We start from the raw sequence: 18,015 nt of genomic DNA, 5'->3' as shown, positions 1-18,015 counted from the left end.
ACACCCTCGGAGAAACCACCCTTGAGCAGATGCGGGATCCCGCACGCGAACTCCACCACCTCCAGCCCGCGCGCCACCTCCCCCAGCGCGTCCGCGTGCACCTTGCCGTGCTCGGCCGAGATCAACGCGGCCAGCTCGTCCCGATGGGCGTACATCAGCTCACGGAACCGGAACAGGACCTGTGCCCGCTTGACGAGCGAGGCGTCGCGCCAGGCGGGGAAGGCGGCGACCGCCGCGGCGACCGCGGCGTCCACGTCGGCGGCCGAGGCCAGCCGCACGTGGCCGCTGACCTCCCCGGTCGCCGGGTTGAAGATCTCCGCCGTGCGGTTGTCGCCGTCCGCCGGAGATCCGTTGATCCAGTGCTTGACCGACTTCACTGAGCTGCTGCCTCTGCGTTGATGACTTCGAGTGCGTTGACGATGATCCCCAGACCCTCGGCGGCCTCCTCCACCGTGAGGGTGAGGGGCGGGGCCATGCGGATGGCGGTGCCGTACAGGCCGCCCTTGCCGGCGAGCAGGCCCGCCTTCTTGGTCTCCTCCATGAAGCGGGCGGCCTGGGCGGGGCTCTCCAGCTCGACGGCGAACATCAGGCCCTTGCCGCGCACGTCCTTGACGATCGGCAGGCGCTGCGCCGCCTCCTTGAGGCCGCCGATGATGATGTCACCGGTCCGCGCCGCGTTGGCCTGGAGGTCGTGGTCGAGCACGTAGTCGAGGGTGGCGTTGGCGGCGGCCATGGAGATGGGGTTGCCGCCGAAGGTGGACAGGCCCACGGCGTGCGGGGCGTCCATCAGGTCGCCGCGGGCGACGATGCCGCCGACCGCGAAGCCGTTGCCCAGGCCCTTGGCGAACGTGATCATGTCGGGGGTCACGCCGTGGTTCTGGATGCCGAAGAACGCGCTGCCCGTACGGCCCCAGCCGGTCTGCACCTCGTCGGAGATGAGCAGGATGCCCTGCTCGTCCAGGACCTCCTTGTAGGCGGCGAACAGCCCGTCGGGGGCCATGGTGAAGCCGCCGACGCCCTGGATCGGCTCGGCGATCAGCGCCGCCACGTCGTTGGAGACCGAGGTGGCCAGCACGTGGCGCAGGTCGTCCACGCACGCCTTGATGTAGTCGGCGTCGGACAGGCCCTTGAACTGGGTGAGGTGCCGGTCGGCGCCGTGCAGGAAGTGCACGTTGAGCGGGGAGAGCGAGTTGTTCTTCCACGCCCGGTTGGAGGTGACGCTGACCGCGCCGAAGCTGCGCCCGTGGTAGCTCTGCCGCATGGCGAGCACCTGGTCGGTCCTGCGGGCGTAGGTCGCGAGGAGGAGGGCGGTCTCGTTGGCCTCCGTCCCGGAGTTGGTGAAGAACACCTTGGCGTCGGGGATGCCGGAGAGCCGGGCGATCTTCTCGGCGAGCTCGACCTGGCCGCGCAGCAGGTAGACGGTGCTGGTGTGGACCACGCCGGTGGCGAGCTGGCGCTCGACGGCGTCCCGCACCTCGGGCACGTCGTACCCGATCATGTTGGTCAGGATCCCGGCGAAGAAGTCCAGGTAGCTCTTGCCGTCGGCGTCGATGACACGATTGCCCTTGCCGCTGACGATCTCGATGGGCTCGTTGTAGTTGAGGGCCAGCCAGTTCGGCATCACTGCCCGGTGGCGCGCGAGAAGCTCCGACATGCTACCGAGTATCCCGTCCCCACCGGGCTTCCCGGCAGCGGCAGGCTGTCGGCGGGGGGTCAAATCCCCTTACAAACTGTAAGTCCTCCCCCTAGGGGATCACCCGTGCGCCTGGGGGCGTACGCGCCGGCTTCCCGGTACGCCGCCAGAGGCATCGCGATTGACCACTCGCGGGCGACGACCCGGCGGGGCCCGCTCGGCCACCATCGGATCATCGACGAACCGAGGAGACCGAGATGACCGTCACCATCGACCTGCGCCCCGGGCGCCCCGAGGCGCCCGCCGGGCCGCCCAAGCTCGACCGCGACCAGCTGCGCCGCGCCCAGCAGGACACCCTTGACACCCCGCGGATGGACTACAGCCTGCTGGCCCGGATGATGTTCAAGCCCGTCGACCTCATGTACGGCAGGAGGGGCTCCTACACGAAGTTCGCCATGCTGGAGATCATCGCGCGGGTGCCGTACCAGGCGTGGGAGCGGATGGGGTACTGGGCCGTCCACCGCCACGCCGGACGGTCGGCCCTGGCCAGGAGGGTCTTCGAGCGCATCGTCGAGGCCCGCGCCGACCAGGACAACGAGCAGTGGCACCTGCTGATCATGCAGGACCTGGTGCAGCGCGCCGGGCAGCGGCAGAACTGGCTGCTGCACAAGGCGGCGCCGTGGCTGATCGCGTTCTTCTACTACCACGTGTCCTGGGTGCTGTTCGTGGTCCGGCCGGACTGGAGCTACCGGCTCAACGCCGAGTTCGAGGACCACGCCGAGCACGAGTACATGACGTTCGTGGCCGACAACCCCGACCTGGACTTCGTGCCCGACCCCGGCACGTACGCCGACGAGTACGGCCGCTACCGCTCGGTGGCCGACCTGCTCCGGCAGATCGGCCACGACGAGCGCATGCACAAGCTCGACAGCCTGGAGAGCATGCGTGAGCCCCGCGTCCGCTAGACCTTGGCCGGCTCGGGAGCCGCGACGGGCACGGCCGGGCGCAGCACGACCAGCGCGAGCAGCGCGGCGGCGACGCTGAACCCGGCCCCGACCCACGAGCCGAAGTGCACGGCCACGGTGAAGGCCCGGTCGGCGACCTCGCCGAACCCGACCTGTTCGGCGACCCCGATCGACTCGCGGGCCGCCGCGGGCGCGTCGAGCGGCATCTGCGCGGTGTAGACGCCGGCCAGCACGCTGCCGAGCACGGCGATGCTCATGGCCAGGCCCACCTGCTGCACGGTGTCGTTGAGCGCTGAGCCGACGCCCGCGTGCTCCAGCGGGATGGCCCCCATCAGCGAGGCGTAGGCGGAGGGACCGGCCAGGCCGGCTCCCGCGCCCATCAGCACCAGCCCGCCCATCAGCGGCAGGTAGCCGGTGGTCAGCGCCATCACCACGAACCCGGCGGCCATGATCAGCAGCCCGGCCGAGATCAGCACCCGGTTGGACACCTTCTTGCCCAGCGCCGCGCCGACGCCGTTGAACACGACGGCCGCCGCCGCCTGGGGCAGCATGGCCAGGCCCGCCTGGAGCTCGCCGTAGCCCAGCACGAACTGCAGGTACTGGGTCAGCATGAGCATCACGGCACCGGCGCCGAACGACATCAGCAGGATCGAGAAGGACGCGCCGCTGAAGTTGCGGTTGCGGAACAGCTGCAGCGGCAACATCGGGTGCTCGGCCCGCCGCTCCCAGACGACGAACGCGGCCAGCGAGACGACCGCCACCGCGATGAGGGCGATGTTCCACTCGCGTTCGATGATCACGTAGACGGCCGAGGTCAGGCCGACGATCGAGAGCACCACGCCCACCGGGTCGATCCGCCGCCCGGCGCTGCGGGTCTCGGGCATCAGCACGAACGCCGCCACGATGGCCAGCGCCGCGATCGGGATGTTGAGCAGGAAGACCGAGCCCCACCAGTAGTGCTCCAGCAGGAAGCCGCCCAGCGTCGGGCCGGCGATCACGCCGAGCATCGCCACGCTTCCCCAGATGGCCATGGCCTTGCGCCGCTCGTCCTCCTCGAAGACGGTCATGAGGATGGACAGCGTCGAGGGCATCAGGATCGAGCCGCCGACCCCCATCAGGGCCCGCGCGCCGATCACCTGCCAGGGCTCGGCGGCCAGCACGGCCAGCAGCGACGCGCCGCCGAAGAAGGCCAGGCCGATGACGAGGAAGCGGCGGCGGCCGTACCGGTCGGACAGGCTTCCCGCGGTCAGCAGCAGGCCGGCGAAGACCAGCACGTAGGCGTCGAGGATCCACTGGATGTCGGACGGCGTCGCCCCCAGCTCCTCGATCAGGGACGGGATCGCCAGGTTCAGCACGGTTCCGTCCACCGTGAGGACCAGCAACGAGAGGCAGAGCACGACAAGGACCCACCAGCGGCGGGGGTCTCGTACAGCGTTCGAGGTCACTCGCACAGCGTACGACAACTCTCGCACACTGTGCGAGAGCATTTATCCTGGAGGCATGACCGGCAAGCAGTTCACCTCTGTCTGGTTCCGCGAGCCCCGCAAGGCCGCCGCCCCGGGCCGCAGCCGCGAGGAGATCGTCCGGGCCGCGCTGGAGCTGCTCGACCAGGAGGGGATGGCCGGGCTGAGCATGCGCAAGCTCGGCGCGAAGCTGGGCGCCGGCGCCACCAGCCTCTACTGGTACGTCGCCACCAAGGACGAACTGCTCGAACTCGCCTACGACCAGGTCTGGGCCGAGATGACCGTGCCCGACGCCGACGAGGTGGGCTGGCGCGACGCCGCCTCGGCCATGGCCTACGGCATGCGTGCGGTCATGCTGCGGCACCCGTGGTCGGCCGACCTCCTCGGCCGGGTGCCCGCGCTCGGCCCGCACGCCCTGACCGCCGCCGACCGGATGCGCAGGATCTTCAGGGCGGCCGGGTTCCACGGCCTCGACGTCGACTACGCCGTGGCCGCCGTCACCGCCTTCGTCTACGGCATGACCCTGCCCGAGATCGCCTGGGACGCCACCGCGAAGGACTCCGCGTACGACGCCGACGAGATGCGCGGCATGGTCGCCAAGGCCGCGGCCGACTTCCCCGACATGCTGGAGAGCCTGGCCATGGAGGCGTACCAGGATCCGCAGGTCATCCGGGCCACGGCGTTCGACTTCGGGCTCGTGTCGGTGCTCGACGGCCTTGAGCGGCGGCTGGCGACGTAGCAGGATCCGGGGCATGAGCGATTTCCGCGCCGCCCGCGATCTTCTCCTGAGCGCCGACTACCCCACCGCCCGACGCGACTTCCGCTGGCCGCGGGCCGAGCGGTTCAACTGGGCGCTCGACTGGTTCGACGGGGTGCTGGCCGCCGAGACTCCGCAGGCCGCGGCCCTGACCATCGTGAACTCCGGCAGCCGGGTGTCCCACACCTTCGCCGAGTTGTCGGCCCGCTCCAACCAGGTCGCCAACTGGCTGCACGAGCAGGGCGTGCGCCGGGGCGACCGCGTGCTGCTCATGCTGGGCAACCAGACCGAGCTGTGGGAGTCCCTGCTGGCGGCCATGAAGCTCGGGGCGGTGGTCATCCCGGCCACGACGCTGCTGACGGCCAAGGACATCGGCGAACGCCTCGACCGCGGCCGGGTCGCCCACGTGATCGCCAACGCCGCCGACGCCGGCAAGTTCGGCGCCGGCGAGTTCACCAGGATCGCGGTGGGCGACGCGTACGGGTGGCTGCCGTACCACGAGGCCTACGACGCCGACGAACGGTTCACCCCCGACGCCCCCACCCTGGCCGGCGACCCCCTGCTGCTCTACTTCACCTCCGGCACGACCTCCCGCCCCAAGCTGGTCGAGCACACCCACGCCTCCTACCCGGCCGGCCACCTGTCCACGATGTTCTGGATCGGCCTGCGCCCCGGCGACGTGCACCTCAACGTCTCCTCCCCCGGCTGGGCCAAGCATGCCTGGAGCAACGTCTTCGCCCCCTGGAACGCCGGCGCGACCGTGCTCATCCACAACTACGAGCGCTTCGCCGCCCGCGCGCTGCTGGAGGTGCTGCGCGACGAGCGCGTCACCACGTTCTGCGCGCCCCCGACGGTGTGGCGGATGCTCATCCAGGAGGACCTGGCGGCCTGGAAGCTGCCGTTGCGCACCGCCGTGGCCGCGGGCGAGCCGCTCAACCCCGAGATCATCGACCAGGTCGCCAAGGCGTGGGGCATCACCATCCGCGACGGCTACGGCCAGACCGAGACCACCGCCCAGATCGGCAACGTACCGGACGAGCCGGTCAAGCCCGGATCGATGGGACGCCCGCTGCCCGGCTACGACATCGTGCTCATCGACCCCGTCACCGGCGAGCCCGGCGACGACGGCGAGATCTGCCTGCCGCTGGACCCCCGCCCCCTGGGCCTGATGGCCGGGTACGTCGGCGGCTCCGCCGAGGCCATGCGCGACGGTTTCTACCACACCGGCGACGTCGCCACCCGCGACCAGGACGGCTACATCACCTACGTCGGCCGCACCGACGACGTCTTCAAGGCCTCCGACTACCGCATCTCGCCGTTCGAGCTGGAGAGCGTGCTGCTGGAGCATCCCGCGGTGGCCGAGGCCGCCGTCGTGCCCGCCCCCGACCCGGTGCGCCTGGCGGTGCCGAAGGCGTACGTGATGCTGACCCCCGGGTTCGAGGCCGGCGCCGAGACCGCGCGGTCGATCTTCGAGCACTGCCGCCGGGAGCTGGCGCCGTACAAGCGGGTGCGCCGGCTGGAGTTCGCCGAGCTGCCCAAGACGATCTCGGGCAAGATCCGGCGGGTGGAGTTGCGGGTGCGCGAACCCCGAGGTGAGTACCGCGAGGAGGAGTTCAATCTGTGACAGTGTGTATATGGCTGTATGACCGTTCTTACAGGTTGATCGGCTAGGCTCGGCCCGTGCTGCCCACCATCGCCGACGTCCTCGCCCTGGAGACCGTGCGCCGAGGCGGCCCGCGCGTGGTCGCGGGCGCCGACCGGCTCGACACCAAGGTGCGGTGGGTGCACGTCGGCGAGATCGCCGACATCGCCCATCTGCTGCGCGGCGGCGAGCTGGTGCTCACCACGGGCGTCGCGCTGCCCGACGACCCCGAGAAGCTCGCCGACTACGTGGGCGAGCTCGCCTCCGTGGGGGCCTCCGGGCTGATCGTGGAGCTCGGCCGCCGGTTCCTGCGCGAGCTGCCGCGGGCGGTGGTCAAGTCCGCCGAGGAGCACGGGCTGCCGGTCATCGTGCTGGCCCGCGAGACGCCGTTCGTGCAGATCACCGAGTCCGTGCACGCCCGGATCATCGACATCCAGCTCGAGGAGCTGCGCGCCTCCGAGCAGTTGCACGAGGTGTTCACCGAGCTGTCGGTCGAGGGCGCCTCGCCCGCGGAGGTGCTCACCCAGGTCGCCCGGCTGTCCGGCCGTCCGGTGCTGCTGGAGAACCTCGCCCACCAGGTGCTGGCCTGCGAGTCCGCGGGCCGCGACGCCGGCGCGCTGCTGGCCGGCTGGGAGAGCAGGTCGCGCGGGGTGGCCCCGGCCGAGCGCACGGCCTACGACCCCGCCTCCGGCTGGCTGGTCACCACCGTCGGCGCGCGCGGCCAGGACTGGGGCCGGCTGATCCTGATCTGCGAGACGCCGCCGACGCCGCGCGAGATGGTGCTGGCCGAACGCGCCGCCACCACGCTCGCCCTCGGCCGCCTGCTCGAACGCCACCAGGAGTCCCTGGAACGCCAGGCCCACGGCACGATCATCACCGGCATCCTGACCCACGCCTACGCCGACCCCGACGAGGCCGCCGCCCGCGCCCGCGCAGTCGGCGTGCCGCTGACCGGGCGCAAGCTGATCAGCGTCGTCATCAGGCCGACCGAGCCCGTCGACCAGGCGCTCGACGGGCAGGCGCAGCTCGGCGAGCTGGCCGAGGCCACCGCCGCCGCCTGCCGCGACGCCCGCCTGCCCGCCCTGGTGGGCGCGCTCGACCAGGAGCGGGTCGGCGTCCTGCTGCCGCTCCCGCCGCGTACCGGCGCCGAGCCCGCGCTGACCGCGCTCGCCGAGCGGCTGCGCATGCTGTGGCGGCCCGGCTCGGCGTTCGTGCTGGCCGCGGGGTCGGTGGTGGAGTCCATCCGGGACGTACGGCGCAGCTTCCTCGAAGCCGAGCAGGTCGCCGACGTGGCCGTGCGCCAGCCGGACGGCCGCGCCTTCTACCGCCTGCCCGACCTGCGCCTGCGCGGCCTGCTCCACCTGCTGCGCGACGACGCGCGCCTGCAGACGTTCGCCGAGCGCGAGCTGGGCCCGCTGCTGGCGCACGACGCCCAGCGCGGCGGCGACCTCACCCGGATCCTGCGCACCTACCTCGACGCGGGCCGCAACAAGGCCGTGGCCGCCCAGAAGGCCCACCTGTCCAGGCCGGCCTTCTACGACCGCCTGCGCCGCCTCGAACGCATCCTCGACACCGACCTCGACGACGTCGAGTCATGCCTGTCACTGCACGTCGCGCTGCTGGCGCTGGAGTCGTTCCGCAGGGAGAACCGTTGAGAGCTCGTGATCACGGCATCGTCGTCGGCACCGGCGTCCCCGGTCCGCTGAACGCGATCACCGACGTGCCCGGCGTGCTCGTCGGCCACACCACGCTGACCGAGGGCACCGCCCGTACGGGGGTCACCGTCGTCCGCCCCGGCCCCGGCTCGGCCTACGACTCCCCCGTCTACGCCGGCTACCACTGGCTCAACGGCAACGGCGAGATGACCGGCCTGCCCTACCTGGACGACTTCGGCCTGCTGCACTCACCGATCGGGCTGACCAACACCTTCTCCGTCGGCGTGGTGCGCGACGCGCTGGTCTCCCTGGAGATCGGCGGCCGGGGCGGGAGTGCGTGGTCGCTGCCCGTGGTCGCCGAGACCTGGGACGGCCGGCTCAACGACATCGACGCCCGGCACGTCCGCTTTGAGCACGTCGAACGCGCCTACCACGGCGCCTCGGCGGGCCCGGTGCCCGAGGGGTCGGTCGGCGGCGGCACCGGCATGATGTGCCACGGCTTCAAGGGCGGCATCGGCACCGCGTCCCGGGTGACCGGCGACTACACGGTCGGCGTGCTCGTGCAGGCCAACCACGGCAGCCGCGACCGGCTCACCGTCAACGGCCGCCCGATCGTCATGGACGACGTGCCCCGCCCCGGCGGCCCCGAGGGCGCGGGTTCGATCATCGCCGTGGTCGCCACGGACGCGCCGCTCCTCCCCCACCAGTGCCGCAAGCTCGCCCGGCGCGCCGGGCTCGGCGTGGCCAGGACGGGCGGCGCCGGCGAGAACGGCAGCGGCGACGGATTCGTCTGCTTCGCCACCGGCAACCGCGGACTGCCCTCCAACGCCCTCGACGACCACGGCTCCGGCGTGTTCGAGGTGCGGGTGCTGGCCGACGCCCGCCTCGACCCGCTCTTCCACGCCGCGATCGAGGCCACGGAGGAGGCCATCGTCAACGCGCTGGTCGCCGCCGATACGATGACCGGCGCCAACGGCTTCACCGCCTACGCACTCGACGGCGCCCGCCTCGCCGACCTGGTGAAATGAGCAACATGTCTGACGTCCTGATGCCCGACCTCGAAGACCTCGGCCGCATGATCGCGACCGCCGGCGCGTTCGCCGTGCCCGTGCACGACGTGCGGCTGACCCCCGACGAGCTCGACCCCGAGCAGATCGTCGCCGGCGACCCCGCCACGTCGTCGCTGGAGCTCGGCGACGGCAGGGGCATCTGGGAGATCACTCCGGGCGTCGTCACCGACGTCGAGACCGACGAGATCTTCGTGGTGCTGTCCGGCCGCGCCACGATCGCCGTCGAGGGCGGCACCACGATCGAGGTCGGCCCCGGCGACGTGTGCCTGCTGGCCGAGGGCGCGCGGACGACGTGGATCGTGCACGAGACGCTGCGCAAGGTGTACCAGTCCCGGCAGTCCGGGCAGCCCCGCTAGCTAGAACCCCATCGCCGCTCGCACCTCCGTCAGTGTGCGGACCGCCCGTTCCCGGGCCCGCTCGTTGCCCTGCGCCAGCACCTGACGGACGTCGGCCTCGGTGTGCTCGCGCCGCCGCCGCCTGATCGGGCGCAGGAACTCGTTGACCGCCTCGGTGGTCAGCGCCTTGAGCGCGGCGGCGCCGCCGTCGCCGATCTCGTCGGCTATCTCCCGGGGCGGGCGGCCGAGGCAGAGCCCGGCCAGCGTGAGCAGGTTCGCGACGCCCGGCCGGTGCACCTCGTCGAAGGTGATCAGGCGGTCGGAGTCGGTGCGGGCCTTGCGGATGAGGGCGGCGGTCTCGTCCTCGGTGGCCGCCAGGGCGATGGCGTTGCCGCGGCTCTTGCTCATCTTGCCGCCGTCCAGGCCCATGAGCAGCGGACGCTCGCCCATCATGGCCTCGGGCAGCGGGAAGACCTCGCCGTACCGCTCGTTGAAGCGCCGCGCGACCAGCCGCGCCACCTCCACGTGCGGGAGCTGGTCGCGGCCCACGGGCACCAGCGTGCCCTTGCAGAACAGGATGTCGGCGGCCTGGTGCACCGGATAGGTGAACAGCAGGCCGCTGACCGCGCGCCGGGCGCTGTGCGCGATCTCGTCCTTCACCGTCGGGTTGCGGCTCAGCTCCGCCACCGACACCAGGCTCAGGAACGGCAGCAGGAGCTGGTTCAGCTCCGGGATCGCGCTGTGCTGGAAGATCGTGACCTTGGCCGGGTCGAGGCCGACGGCCAGGTAGTCGAGGAGCACCTCGGTGATGTTGCGCTGGATCTCGCCGGGCAGGTCGCGGTCGGTGATCACCTGGTAGTCGGCGATCAGCACGTACGTCCGGTAATGGTCCTGCAGCTCCACCCGGTTGGCGAGGGTGCCGAAATAGTGGCCCAGATGCAGGCGTCCGGTCGGACGGTCGCCGGTCAGGACGACGTCGTTCACGATGGGTCTCTCCTTCAGGTGTGCCGCCGCCTGAGGGGAGCCCGCACGCTCGGAAAGGGCCGCCACCAGGACGGCCCAGCATGGGAAATCAGCGGCCGTCTGCCGGCCGCCACCACATGCTGATACGGGTCATAGCTCAATGTTATCTGGGCTGGGTGTCAATCTCGTAACCTCTTGAGCAGTTTGGCGCGTTCGGCTGACTCAGGGACCTTGAGATCGTCAGGATGGTTCGGTCCCTTTTCCGCCCTCTGGAGAGTTCATGTCTCGACGCACCCTCGCCGGCGGCCTGGCCATAGCCGCCACGATCACCGTCACCACGCTGCCCGCCTCGGCGGCGCAGCTCGCGGTGAAGTTCCCGTCGGCCAGTTTCCCGCTGGGCGCCCGGCCTGCCGCCACCAAGACGCTGACCGCCGTGACGCAGGGCATCGACCTGTACGACGTGAAGGCAGGCAGCTCCACCGACGGCTACACGGTGACCGTGCTCATGCCGAGCGGCCGCGACTACGGCGCGCTGGAGACCGCCCAGGCCAAGGTCGCCGAGGTCGAGGCGGCCGGGGAGGCGCCGAGCCTGCAGAAGGTGATCCGGCCGAGCGTGGCCGACGCGCCCTCCCAGACCGTCTACATGGTCCGCGTGGGCCTGTGGTCCTTCAAGGACAAGGCGAAGGCCGACGAGACCGCCAAGGCGCTCAAGGAAGCCGGACTGAAGGTCAAGGTCGACTACCTCGGCGACGACGGCCTGAAGACCACCGGCCCGTGGGACGCCAAGGTCGTCATGATCGACTCCCGGACGTTCCGCGGCTCGTACGCCGCCTCCCTCGGCACCAGCGTCGCCGCGCGCGAGACGGTCTCCTCGATGGCCAAGGCGCGCAACGCGGTGGTCGGCGTCAACGGCGGCTTCTTCAACATCCACACCGCCAAGAACCTGCGCGGCGAGCCCGTCGGCGCCTCCGTGGTCGCCGGCCGGCTGCTCAGCGAGGCCGTGCCGGGCCGCTCCGCCGTGGTGCTCCAGGGCCGCAGCGTGCGCATCACCGAGCTGAAGACCGCCGTCACCGCCGTCTCCCAGGACGGCGACAAGCTCGCCGTCAACGGCGTCAACCGCGCCGCCGCCACGGACGAGGCCGTGCTCTACACCGAGGAGTACGGCGCCAAGACCCCGACCGGCGGCACCGACGTCGTCCTCGACGCCAACGGCAAGGCGGTCACCGTACGCGCGAGCGGCGCCGCCGTGGCCAAGGGCACCCGGGTGCTGCACGGCCAGGGCGGCGCCGCCGAATGGCTCGACGAGCACGCCTGGGAGGGCTGGACGGTCAAGATCGACACGAAGGTCACCGACCTGCGTACCCGCAGGCCCCTCAAGCTGACCCCCGACCTGAACGTCATCGCCGGCGGCGTCGGCCTGGTGCGCAACGGCCACGTGAAGATCACCGCCAAGCGCGACGGCCACGACTCCGTGAACATGATCCTGCGCCGCCACCCGCGCACCCTGCTCGGCGTCACCAGGAACGGCAGCCTCATCCTGGCCACCATCGACGGCCGCCAGCCCGGCGTGACCATCGGCGCCAACTTCCACGAAGCCGCCCAGTTCATGCGCTGGCTCGGCGCGGTCCAGGCCATCAACCTGGACGGCGGCGGCTCGACCGCGATGGTGGTGTCGAACAAGCTGGTCAACCGGCCGTCGGACGGCGTGGAGCGCGGCGTCGGCGACGCCCTCCTCGTCCTGCCCCAGTAGCCGCCGGGGCGCGAGGGGCAGGCTCGCCCCCTCCGCCCCGGCTCTCCCCCTGCCCAGCACCCCCAACCCCGCCCCGGCACCCCCTGCCCACCTCCCCCTGTCAGGCACCCCCCGCCTCGCTCCGGCTCCCCCCTGTCGGGCACCCCCATCCCCACCCCCATAGGCGGGCGCGGGCCGCGTCTCCTCGCCGGAGTTCACGGGCGGGCGTGGGCCGTCCAGTAGGCCAGTTGTTCCCTGGTCGTCACCGTGGCCGGATGCCCGGCCCCGAGCACCCGAGCCCGGACCGGCAGCAGCGCCGCACAGAGATCGCGAGCCCCCGCCGCGTCCCCCGCCATCCCCGTCCAGTACGCGAGGTTGGCCCTGGCGGTCAGGGTGTCCGGATGCTCGGCCCCCTGCACCCGCTCCCGCACCGGCACCAACGCCGCGTACTGATCGCGCGCCGCAGCCGCCTCGCCCAGCTCCCCCGTCCACCGCGCCAGCTCGTGCCGGATCGTCAACGTGTCCGGATGGTCGGGCCCGAGAATGCGCTCCCGGACGGGCAGCAGCGCCGCGTACAGGTCACGGGCGGCCGCCGCGTCCCCGGCCATCCCCGTCCACTGGGCCAGACTGGCCCTGGCGGTGAGCGTGTCCGGATGCTCGGGCCCCTGCACCCGCTCCCGCACCGGCACCAACGCCGCGTACTGATCCCGCGCCGCAGCCGCGTCCCCCAGCTCCCCCGTCCACCGCGCCAGCTCGTGCCGGACGGTCAGCGTGTCCGGATGATGCGGCCCCGACACCCGCTCCCGTACCAGCAGCAACGCCGCGTACTGGTCACGGGCGGCCTGCGCGTCCCCCAGCTCACCGGTCCACCGGGCCAGCTCGTGCCGGTTGATCAGCGTCGACGGATGCTCGGGCCCCTGCACCCGTTCGCGCACCGGCAGCAGCGCCGCGTACTGGTCGCGGGCCGCGGCCGCGTCCCCGGCCTGCCCTGTCCACTGAGCCAGGTTGGCCTGCGTGGTCAGGGTGTCCGGATGCTCGGGGCCCGACACCCACTGCCGGACGGGCAGCAGGGCCGCGTACTGGTCGCGGGCGGCCACCGGGTCGCCGGCCCGTCCCGTCCATTGGGCCAGGTTGTGGCGGGTCGTCAGGGTGTGCGGGTGTTCGGGGCCGAGCACCCGTTCGTAGACGGGAAGCAGCTCCAGGTACTGGTCACGCGCCGCCGCCGGGTCGCCCGCCTCGCCCGTCCAGAGCGCCAGCTCGTGCCGGGCCGTCAGCGTGGCGACCTCCTCCGGGCCAAGCGCCGCCGCGAGCGCGTCGGCGATCTCCTGGAACAACGACCTCGCCGTACGGTAGTCGCCGCTGGCCCCCAGATACTGGGCCGTCTTGTCCATGCCGGGCGAGGTCGGCCCGAGCACCGTCCGGATGTGCGGCAGCAGCCTGGCGTACCGCGCCCACCGAGCCTTCTGCTGCGGATTGTCCGGCAGCACGGCCTCCACCAGCACCGCCGCCACCTCCCGCCACCGACGCTGCGCGCGCAGCGGAAGCTGATCGAGCGTGACGGCCTGCACCAGCCGGTGCACGGTGACCGTCCCGTCCACGGGCGGACCGATCAGGCTGTGCCCCCGCAACGCTCTCAGCGCCGCGTTGATCCTCAGCGTGTCCCGCGGCAGCGCCCGCATCATCAGCAACACGCTGGGATGCACGTCACGCAGCACACGCGTGCGCGGCCCGGGGATCCGCCCGTAGGCCCGCCGCCGCTGCACGTCCGCCCGGAACAGCTCCCGCGGCGCCCACCGCGCCAGCGGCGAGAGCAGCAGATGGTACGGGATCGCCTCATGCGCGTAGCAGGACAGCAGCCGCAGCAGCGCGATGGCCTGCGGACTCGTCCTGGCCAGCCGCCGGAACGCGAACTGCCACGTGGAGGCCACCCGCTCGCGATACCCCCACGCCTGTCCCTGCGCGAGCAGCTCGGCACGCTGGTGATGCAGCAGATCCAGGTACTCCGACAGCTCCAGCCCCGTCTCCGACATGTAGGCCGCGGCCTGCTCCAGCGCCAGCGGCAGCGCCCCGAGCTCCGTCACCACGTCCGCCGCCGCCGCGGCGTCGTCCTGCCCGGTGCTCGCCAGCATCAGCAGCGCCGCCGACTCCAGGTCGAGAACCGGCAGCTCCAGCCCCTGATCCCGCGGCCAGCTCCCGGACCGGCTGGTGATCAGCACGTGCCCCGGCCCCGCCGGGGGCAGCACGGCCCGCACCGCCTCGGCCTCCGGCACGTTGTCGAAGATCAACAACCAGGGTTCGGTACGCGCCGCCAGCGCGGCGTGCACCTGGTCGACCGGGTCCGCCGCGTCCGCGCCCAGCTCCCGCAGACCCATGAGAGCCGCCAACCGGGCGAACGCCGCCGACAACACCGCAGGGTCGGCCGCCGGCAACTGCCAGACCAGCGCGTAGTCGTGCTGGTAGCGGTAGGCGTACTCCAGCGTGAGACTGGTCTTGCCCACGCCGCCGAGCCCGTGCACGGCCACCACCGCCGGCCGCACCTCGCTCGCCAGCAATCGCTCCCGCAGCTCCGCCACGGCCTCGTCCCGCCCGACGAGCTGCGGCGGACGCGGCGCCAGCTGCACGGGCCGCGTCGCCACCTGGGGCCGCGAGGGCAGGTGCACGTCCCCGATGACCTCGACATGCCCTCCGGTCACCGCCGTGGACCTGTCCCCGGTCATGGCCAGCCCGGACTCCTGCCGCCCGACCACGATCGACCGCTGCCCCTCGGACCCACCGACCGCCCCACCAGCAACCCCACCAGCAGCCCCACCGACCGCTCCGCCGCCGGCCGCGCCGGCACCGCCGCCATCACCCGGCCCAGCACCGCGCCCACCCGCACCGGCCCCGGCGCCCCCCGTGCCAACAGCCCCCTGACCAGCCCCATCGGACCCCGAGCCGCCGGAACCGGCACCAGCCCGCCCGGCCCCCTCGCCCCCCGGAGCACCTTCGCCGCCACCGCTGGGCGCCATGGCCGCCCGGAGCTGCGCCCACAACCCGACCCCGGCGATGAACAACCCCGCGACACCCACGAACATGCTGACGACGCTGGCCCGCTTGTCCAGCATCTCCAGCTGTAACGGCTCGGCGAAGAACCCCACGACCCCCGCGGCCACCAACCCGACGGAGATCGACGCGAACGTCCACGCCAGCAGCCGACGGCTACGGCGCGCTGACTGCTTGGAAGGGGGAGAAGCGGTCACTCTAATAGAGTTACCCGATTACGCACGGTTTCTTAGCGAGATTGCCGGGACCATGAACAACCCCTGACCTTGCCCAACCGCCATCCGGCGCACAACATCCCCGATCACCACACCCGGCCTGCAGCCGCTCCTCAGCCCCAACACCTCAGCCCCACGCCACCCACCGGCTTCCCCGCTTCCCCGCCACGCCACCCACCGACTTCCCCGGTTCCCCGCCCCCCACCGGCTGCCCCGCCTTACCGCCACGCCATCCGCTCCGGCTCCGCCGCCGTCACCACCTGGCCGACGGCGGCCGAGACACCCGGCTCGCCCAGCGGACCCGCCGCACGGCCGGCCCTCTGGTGAGGCTCAACCTTGTGACCTCATCGCGGCGGCTCGACGAGGTGATGAAGGATGCGCTCCCGCATCGACCGGCGTCCCAACGCCCGCCGCACCTCCTCCACCACGGCCGTCATCGCGTACGGGAGCTCGCCGTCCAGTTCGGCGACCGTCTGGTGGGTGGCACGCCACTCCGCCTCCAGGAACGGCACCAGCGACCGGCCGCGCTCGGTGAGGTCGATGCGGCGGGTGCGGGCGTCGGGCCCCGGCTCCGAGGTGACGAGACCCTCCTTGCGCATGGCGGCCACGGTCTGGCTGACCGCAGAGTGCGAACGGTTCAGGGACTTCGCGAGCTCGCGAATGGTCAGCGGACCTGTGTGGGCGAGCCGGATGAGCGGATAGGCGAACCGGGTGCGCACCCCGTCGAGGCCGCGCTCCAGGTAGACCTGTTCGATCTCAGCGTCCATGGCCGCCAGAAGCTCGTGCAGGGAGTGCCAGGGATCAGGCGTCGCGGTGGGGTCCGAAGATGTCACAGTGCTAATATAACAGCGCTGGCATAATCATTCAGCTCGCATCAACCAGCGCAGTACGCACGGCGAACCCAATCCTCCAACAGCAGGAGCCCCTTTGTATCCCTCCATCGAACCGTACGAGCACGGCATGCTCGATGTCGGCGACGGCAACCTCATCTACTGGGAGGTCTGCGGCAACCCCGACGGCAAGCCCGCGGTCGTCGTGCACGGCGGGCCGGGGTCGGGCTGTTCGACCGGCGCCCGGCGCAGGTTCGACCCGGACCGTTTCCGCATCGTCCTGTTCGACCAGCGCAACTGCGGCCGCAGCCGCCCGCACGCCGCCGACCCGACTACCGACCTGACCAGCAACACCACCCACAACCTGATCGCCGACATGGAACTGCTGCGTGAGCACCTCGGCATCGACCGATGGCTGCTGTACGGGGGTTCGTGGGGCTCGACGCTGATTCTGGCCTACGCCGAGACCCATCCCGAGCGGGTGTCGGAGATCGTCATCCCCGCGGTCACCATGACCCGCCGCTCCGAGATCGACTGGCTCTACCGCGGCGTCGGCAGGTTCTTCCCGGATGCGCAGGAACGGTTCGTGCAGGGCGTCCCCGAGGCCGACCGCGACGGGGACGTGTTCAAGGTGCTGGCGGCGTACTCACGACTGCTCGCCGACCCCGACCCGACGGTACGCGCGAAAGCCGCCCACGACTGGATCACCTGGGAGGACGCGGTGATCTCCCAGGAGACCAACGGCACCCCCAACGCCTACAGCAACCGCCCGGACGACGCCATCATGGCCATGACCCGCATCTGCGCCCACTACTTCGCCAACGCCGCCTGGCTGGAAGAGGACGCGCTGCTCCGCAACGCACACCGGCTCGCCGGCATCCCCGGCGCACTGATCCACGGCCGCCTGGACATGGGCAGCCCTCTCCAGACAGCCTGGGACCTGACCAGGGCCTGGCCCGACGCCGACCTGCACGTGGTGGCAGACTCCGGACACACCGGCAGCGAAACCTTCACCAAGACCCTCAACGAGGCCATCGAATCCTTCTCGCCTCCCAAACAGAGCTGACCCCACTCATGAGCTGGGCGTCCCCCTGGCGACCATCACACCGCCATCGAACCAAGTCCCAGCAGCACCCCTCATGACAAAGGCCGCTGACGGTCGGCTCCCGAGAACAGACCGCACCCTCCTCATCGCCCTGCACACCAGGATCGACGACCGGCACAGACGCCGGCCTGGCCTGGGACGCGAGCCGTAGCCGACTCCCGCGCATGCATCCAAGCCCCGGGAAATCTGAATTACTCCGGAAACGCAGAAAGGGCCCCGACCGAAGTCGGAGCCCTTTCAAAAGATTGTCCGGCGGTGACCTACTCTCCCACACCCTCCCGAGTGCAGTACCATCGGCGCAGAGAAGCTTAACTTCCGGGTTCGGAATGTAACCGGGTGTTTCCTTCCCGCCATAACCGCCGTAACCCTATGAAACTATCAAACGGGAACACCGCTTGTTGTTTCAGAATTGCCTAGTGGACGCGAGCATTATGCTTTGTGGTCAAGTCCTCGGCCTATTAGTACCGGTCAGCTCCACACATTACTGTGCTTCCACCTCCGGCCTATCAACCCGGTCGTCTACCGGGAGCCTTACCCACTCTCGTGGTGGGAGACCTCATCTCAAGGCGAGCTTCCCGCTTAGATGCTTTCAGCGGTTATCCCTTCCGAAC

At 71.2% G+C, this 18,015-nt stretch carries 14 protein-coding genes and 2 rRNA genes; 8 read left to right on the top strand and 8 right to left on the bottom strand.

Annotation, left to right across the window (positions count from 1 at the left end; genetic code table 11):
• Positions 1 to 377, bottom strand: a 377-nt coding sequence (locus AB0J71_RS48480) for an aldehyde dehydrogenase family protein (RefSeq protein WP_364421095.1), incomplete at its 3' end; no start/stop codon positions are given.
• The gene (locus AB0J71_RS48475; protein WP_352319360.1) at positions 374 to 1,654 is read right to left on the bottom strand and encodes an aspartate aminotransferase family protein; all 1,281 of its coding nucleotides are present in this window, start codon (positions 1,652 to 1,654) and stop codon (positions 374 to 376) included. The genes AB0J71_RS48475 and AB0J71_RS48480, both read right to left, overlap by 4 nt.
• A 236-nt stretch (positions 1,655 to 1,890) precedes the next feature.
• Between AB0J71_RS48475 and AB0J71_RS48470 the strand changes: the two genes are divergently transcribed.
• Positions 1,891 to 2,598 carry an alternative oxidase gene (locus tag AB0J71_RS48470; RefSeq protein WP_364421093.1) on the top strand — a complete coding sequence of 236 codons (708 nt, stop codon included), beginning with the start codon at positions 1,891 to 1,893 and terminating at the stop codon, positions 2,596 to 2,598.
• On the opposite strand, the gene AB0J71_RS48465 is transcribed toward AB0J71_RS48470, so the two are convergent.
• Positions 2,595 to 4,043, bottom strand: coding sequence for an MFS transporter (locus AB0J71_RS48465; protein WP_364421091.1), 1,449 nt, complete (start codon positions 4,041 to 4,043; stop codon positions 2,595 to 2,597). The genes AB0J71_RS48470 and AB0J71_RS48465 overlap by 4 nt on opposite strands.
• A 55-nt stretch (positions 4,044 to 4,098) precedes the next feature.
• Between AB0J71_RS48465 and AB0J71_RS48460 the strand changes: the two genes are divergently transcribed.
• Genes AB0J71_RS48460 through AB0J71_RS48440 form a run of 5 tightly spaced genes read left to right on the top strand, consistent with a single transcriptional unit; the run spans position 4,099 to position 9,541 of the window.
• Positions 4,099 to 4,800 (top strand): TetR/AcrR family transcriptional regulator, encoded by a 702-nt coding sequence (locus AB0J71_RS48460; protein WP_364421088.1) that lies wholly within the window; start codon positions 4,099 to 4,101, stop codon positions 4,798 to 4,800.
• Positions 4,801 to 4,813: 13 nt separating this feature from the next.
• Positions 4,814 to 6,442: an AMP-binding protein gene (locus tag AB0J71_RS48455; RefSeq protein WP_352319352.1), complete on the top strand. Its 1,629-nt coding sequence runs from the start codon at positions 4,814 to 4,816 to the stop codon at positions 6,440 to 6,442.
• A gap of 56 nt (positions 6,443 to 6,498) precedes the next feature.
• Complete coding sequence (locus AB0J71_RS48450; protein ID WP_364421086.1) at positions 6,499 to 8,115, top strand: PucR family transcriptional regulator ligand-binding domain-containing protein; 1,617 nt, start codon at positions 6,499 to 6,501, stop codon at positions 8,113 to 8,115.
• Entirely contained in the window at positions 8,112 to 9,143 is a 1,032-nt protein-coding gene (locus tag AB0J71_RS48445) for a P1 family peptidase (protein ID WP_364421084.1), read from the top strand. Before AB0J71_RS48450 ends, AB0J71_RS48445 begins: the two co-directional genes overlap by 4 nt.
• Positions 9,144 to 9,148: 5 nt before the next feature.
• Entirely contained in the window at positions 9,149 to 9,541 is a 393-nt protein-coding gene (locus tag AB0J71_RS48440) for a cupin domain-containing protein (protein WP_352319347.1), read from the top strand.
• Here the strand turns inward: AB0J71_RS48440 and trpS are convergent, their stop codons facing one another.
• Positions 9,542 to 10,504 carry a tryptophan--tRNA ligase gene (trpS, locus tag AB0J71_RS48435; protein WP_364421082.1) on the bottom strand — a complete coding sequence of 321 codons (963 nt, stop codon included), beginning with the start codon at positions 10,502 to 10,504 and terminating at the stop codon, positions 9,542 to 9,544. It abuts the gene before it with no gap.
• Between the two features lie 259 nt (positions 10,505 to 10,763).
• Between trpS and AB0J71_RS48430 the strand changes: the two genes are divergently transcribed.
• Positions 10,764 to 12,233, top strand: coding sequence for a phosphodiester glycosidase family protein (locus tag AB0J71_RS48430; RefSeq protein ID WP_352319344.1), 1,470 nt, complete (start codon positions 10,764 to 10,766; stop codon positions 12,231 to 12,233).
• Positions 12,234 to 12,427: 194 nt separating this feature from the next.
• Here the strand turns inward: AB0J71_RS48430 and fxsT are convergent, their stop codons facing one another.
• Complete coding sequence (fxsT, locus tag AB0J71_RS48425; RefSeq protein WP_364421080.1) at positions 12,428 to 14,929, bottom strand: FxSxx-COOH system tetratricopeptide repeat protein; 2,502 nt, start codon at positions 14,927 to 14,929, stop codon at positions 12,428 to 12,430.
• A gap of 884 nt (positions 14,930 to 15,813) precedes the next feature.
• Positions 15,814 to 16,302: a MarR family transcriptional regulator gene (locus tag AB0J71_RS48420; protein WP_364421078.1), complete on the bottom strand. Its 489-nt coding sequence runs from the start codon at positions 16,300 to 16,302 to the stop codon at positions 15,814 to 15,816.
• A 94-nt stretch (positions 16,303 to 16,396) separates the two neighbouring features.
• On the opposite strand from AB0J71_RS48420, the gene pip reads away from it, so the two are divergent.
• Complete coding sequence (gene pip, locus AB0J71_RS48415) at positions 16,397 to 17,365, top strand: prolyl aminopeptidase (protein WP_352319340.1); 969 nt, start codon at positions 16,397 to 16,399, stop codon at positions 17,363 to 17,365.
• A gap of 286 nt (positions 17,366 to 17,651) precedes the next feature.
• Here pip and rrf read toward each other — a convergent pair.
• Positions 17,652 to 17,768, bottom strand: a 5S ribosomal RNA gene (gene rrf / locus AB0J71_RS48410).
• Between the two features lie 74 nt (positions 17,769 to 17,842).
• A 23S ribosomal RNA gene (locus AB0J71_RS48405) occupies positions 17,843 to 18,015 on the bottom strand; the annotation flags it as partial.

The sequence above is a fragment of the Nonomuraea sp. NPDC049637 genome (assembly GCF_040675235.1).
Lineage (GTDB): Bacteria > Actinomycetota > Actinomycetes > Streptosporangiales > Streptosporangiaceae > Nonomuraea.
This window is presented reverse-complemented; position numbering and strand designations above follow the sequence as displayed.

Bases quoted from the DNA above. Each gene is read 5' to 3' on its own strand.
- AB0J71_RS48475 (WP_352319360.1), bottom strand. From the start codon at position 1,654: ATGTCGGAGCTTCTCGCGCGCCACCGGGCAGTGATGCCGAACTGGCTG.
- AB0J71_RS48470 (WP_364421093.1), top strand. From the start codon at position 1,891: ATGACCGTCACCATCGACCTGCGCCCCGGGCGCCCCGAGGCGCCCGCC.
- AB0J71_RS48460 (WP_364421088.1), top strand. From the start codon at position 4,099: ATGACCGGCAAGCAGTTCACCTCTGTCTGGTTCCGCGAGCCCCGCAAG.
- AB0J71_RS48455 (WP_352319352.1), top strand. From the start codon at position 4,814: ATGAGCGATTTCCGCGCCGCCCGCGATCTTCTCCTGAGCGCCGACTAC.
- AB0J71_RS48440 (WP_352319347.1), top strand. From the start codon at position 9,149: ATGTCTGACGTCCTGATGCCCGACCTCGAAGACCTCGGCCGCATGATC.
- AB0J71_RS48430 (WP_352319344.1), top strand. From the start codon at position 10,764: ATGTCTCGACGCACCCTCGCCGGCGGCCTGGCCATAGCCGCCACGATC.
- fxsT (WP_364421080.1), bottom strand. From the start codon at position 14,929: ATGACCGGGGACAGGTCCACGGCGGTGACCGGAGGGCATGTCGAGGTC.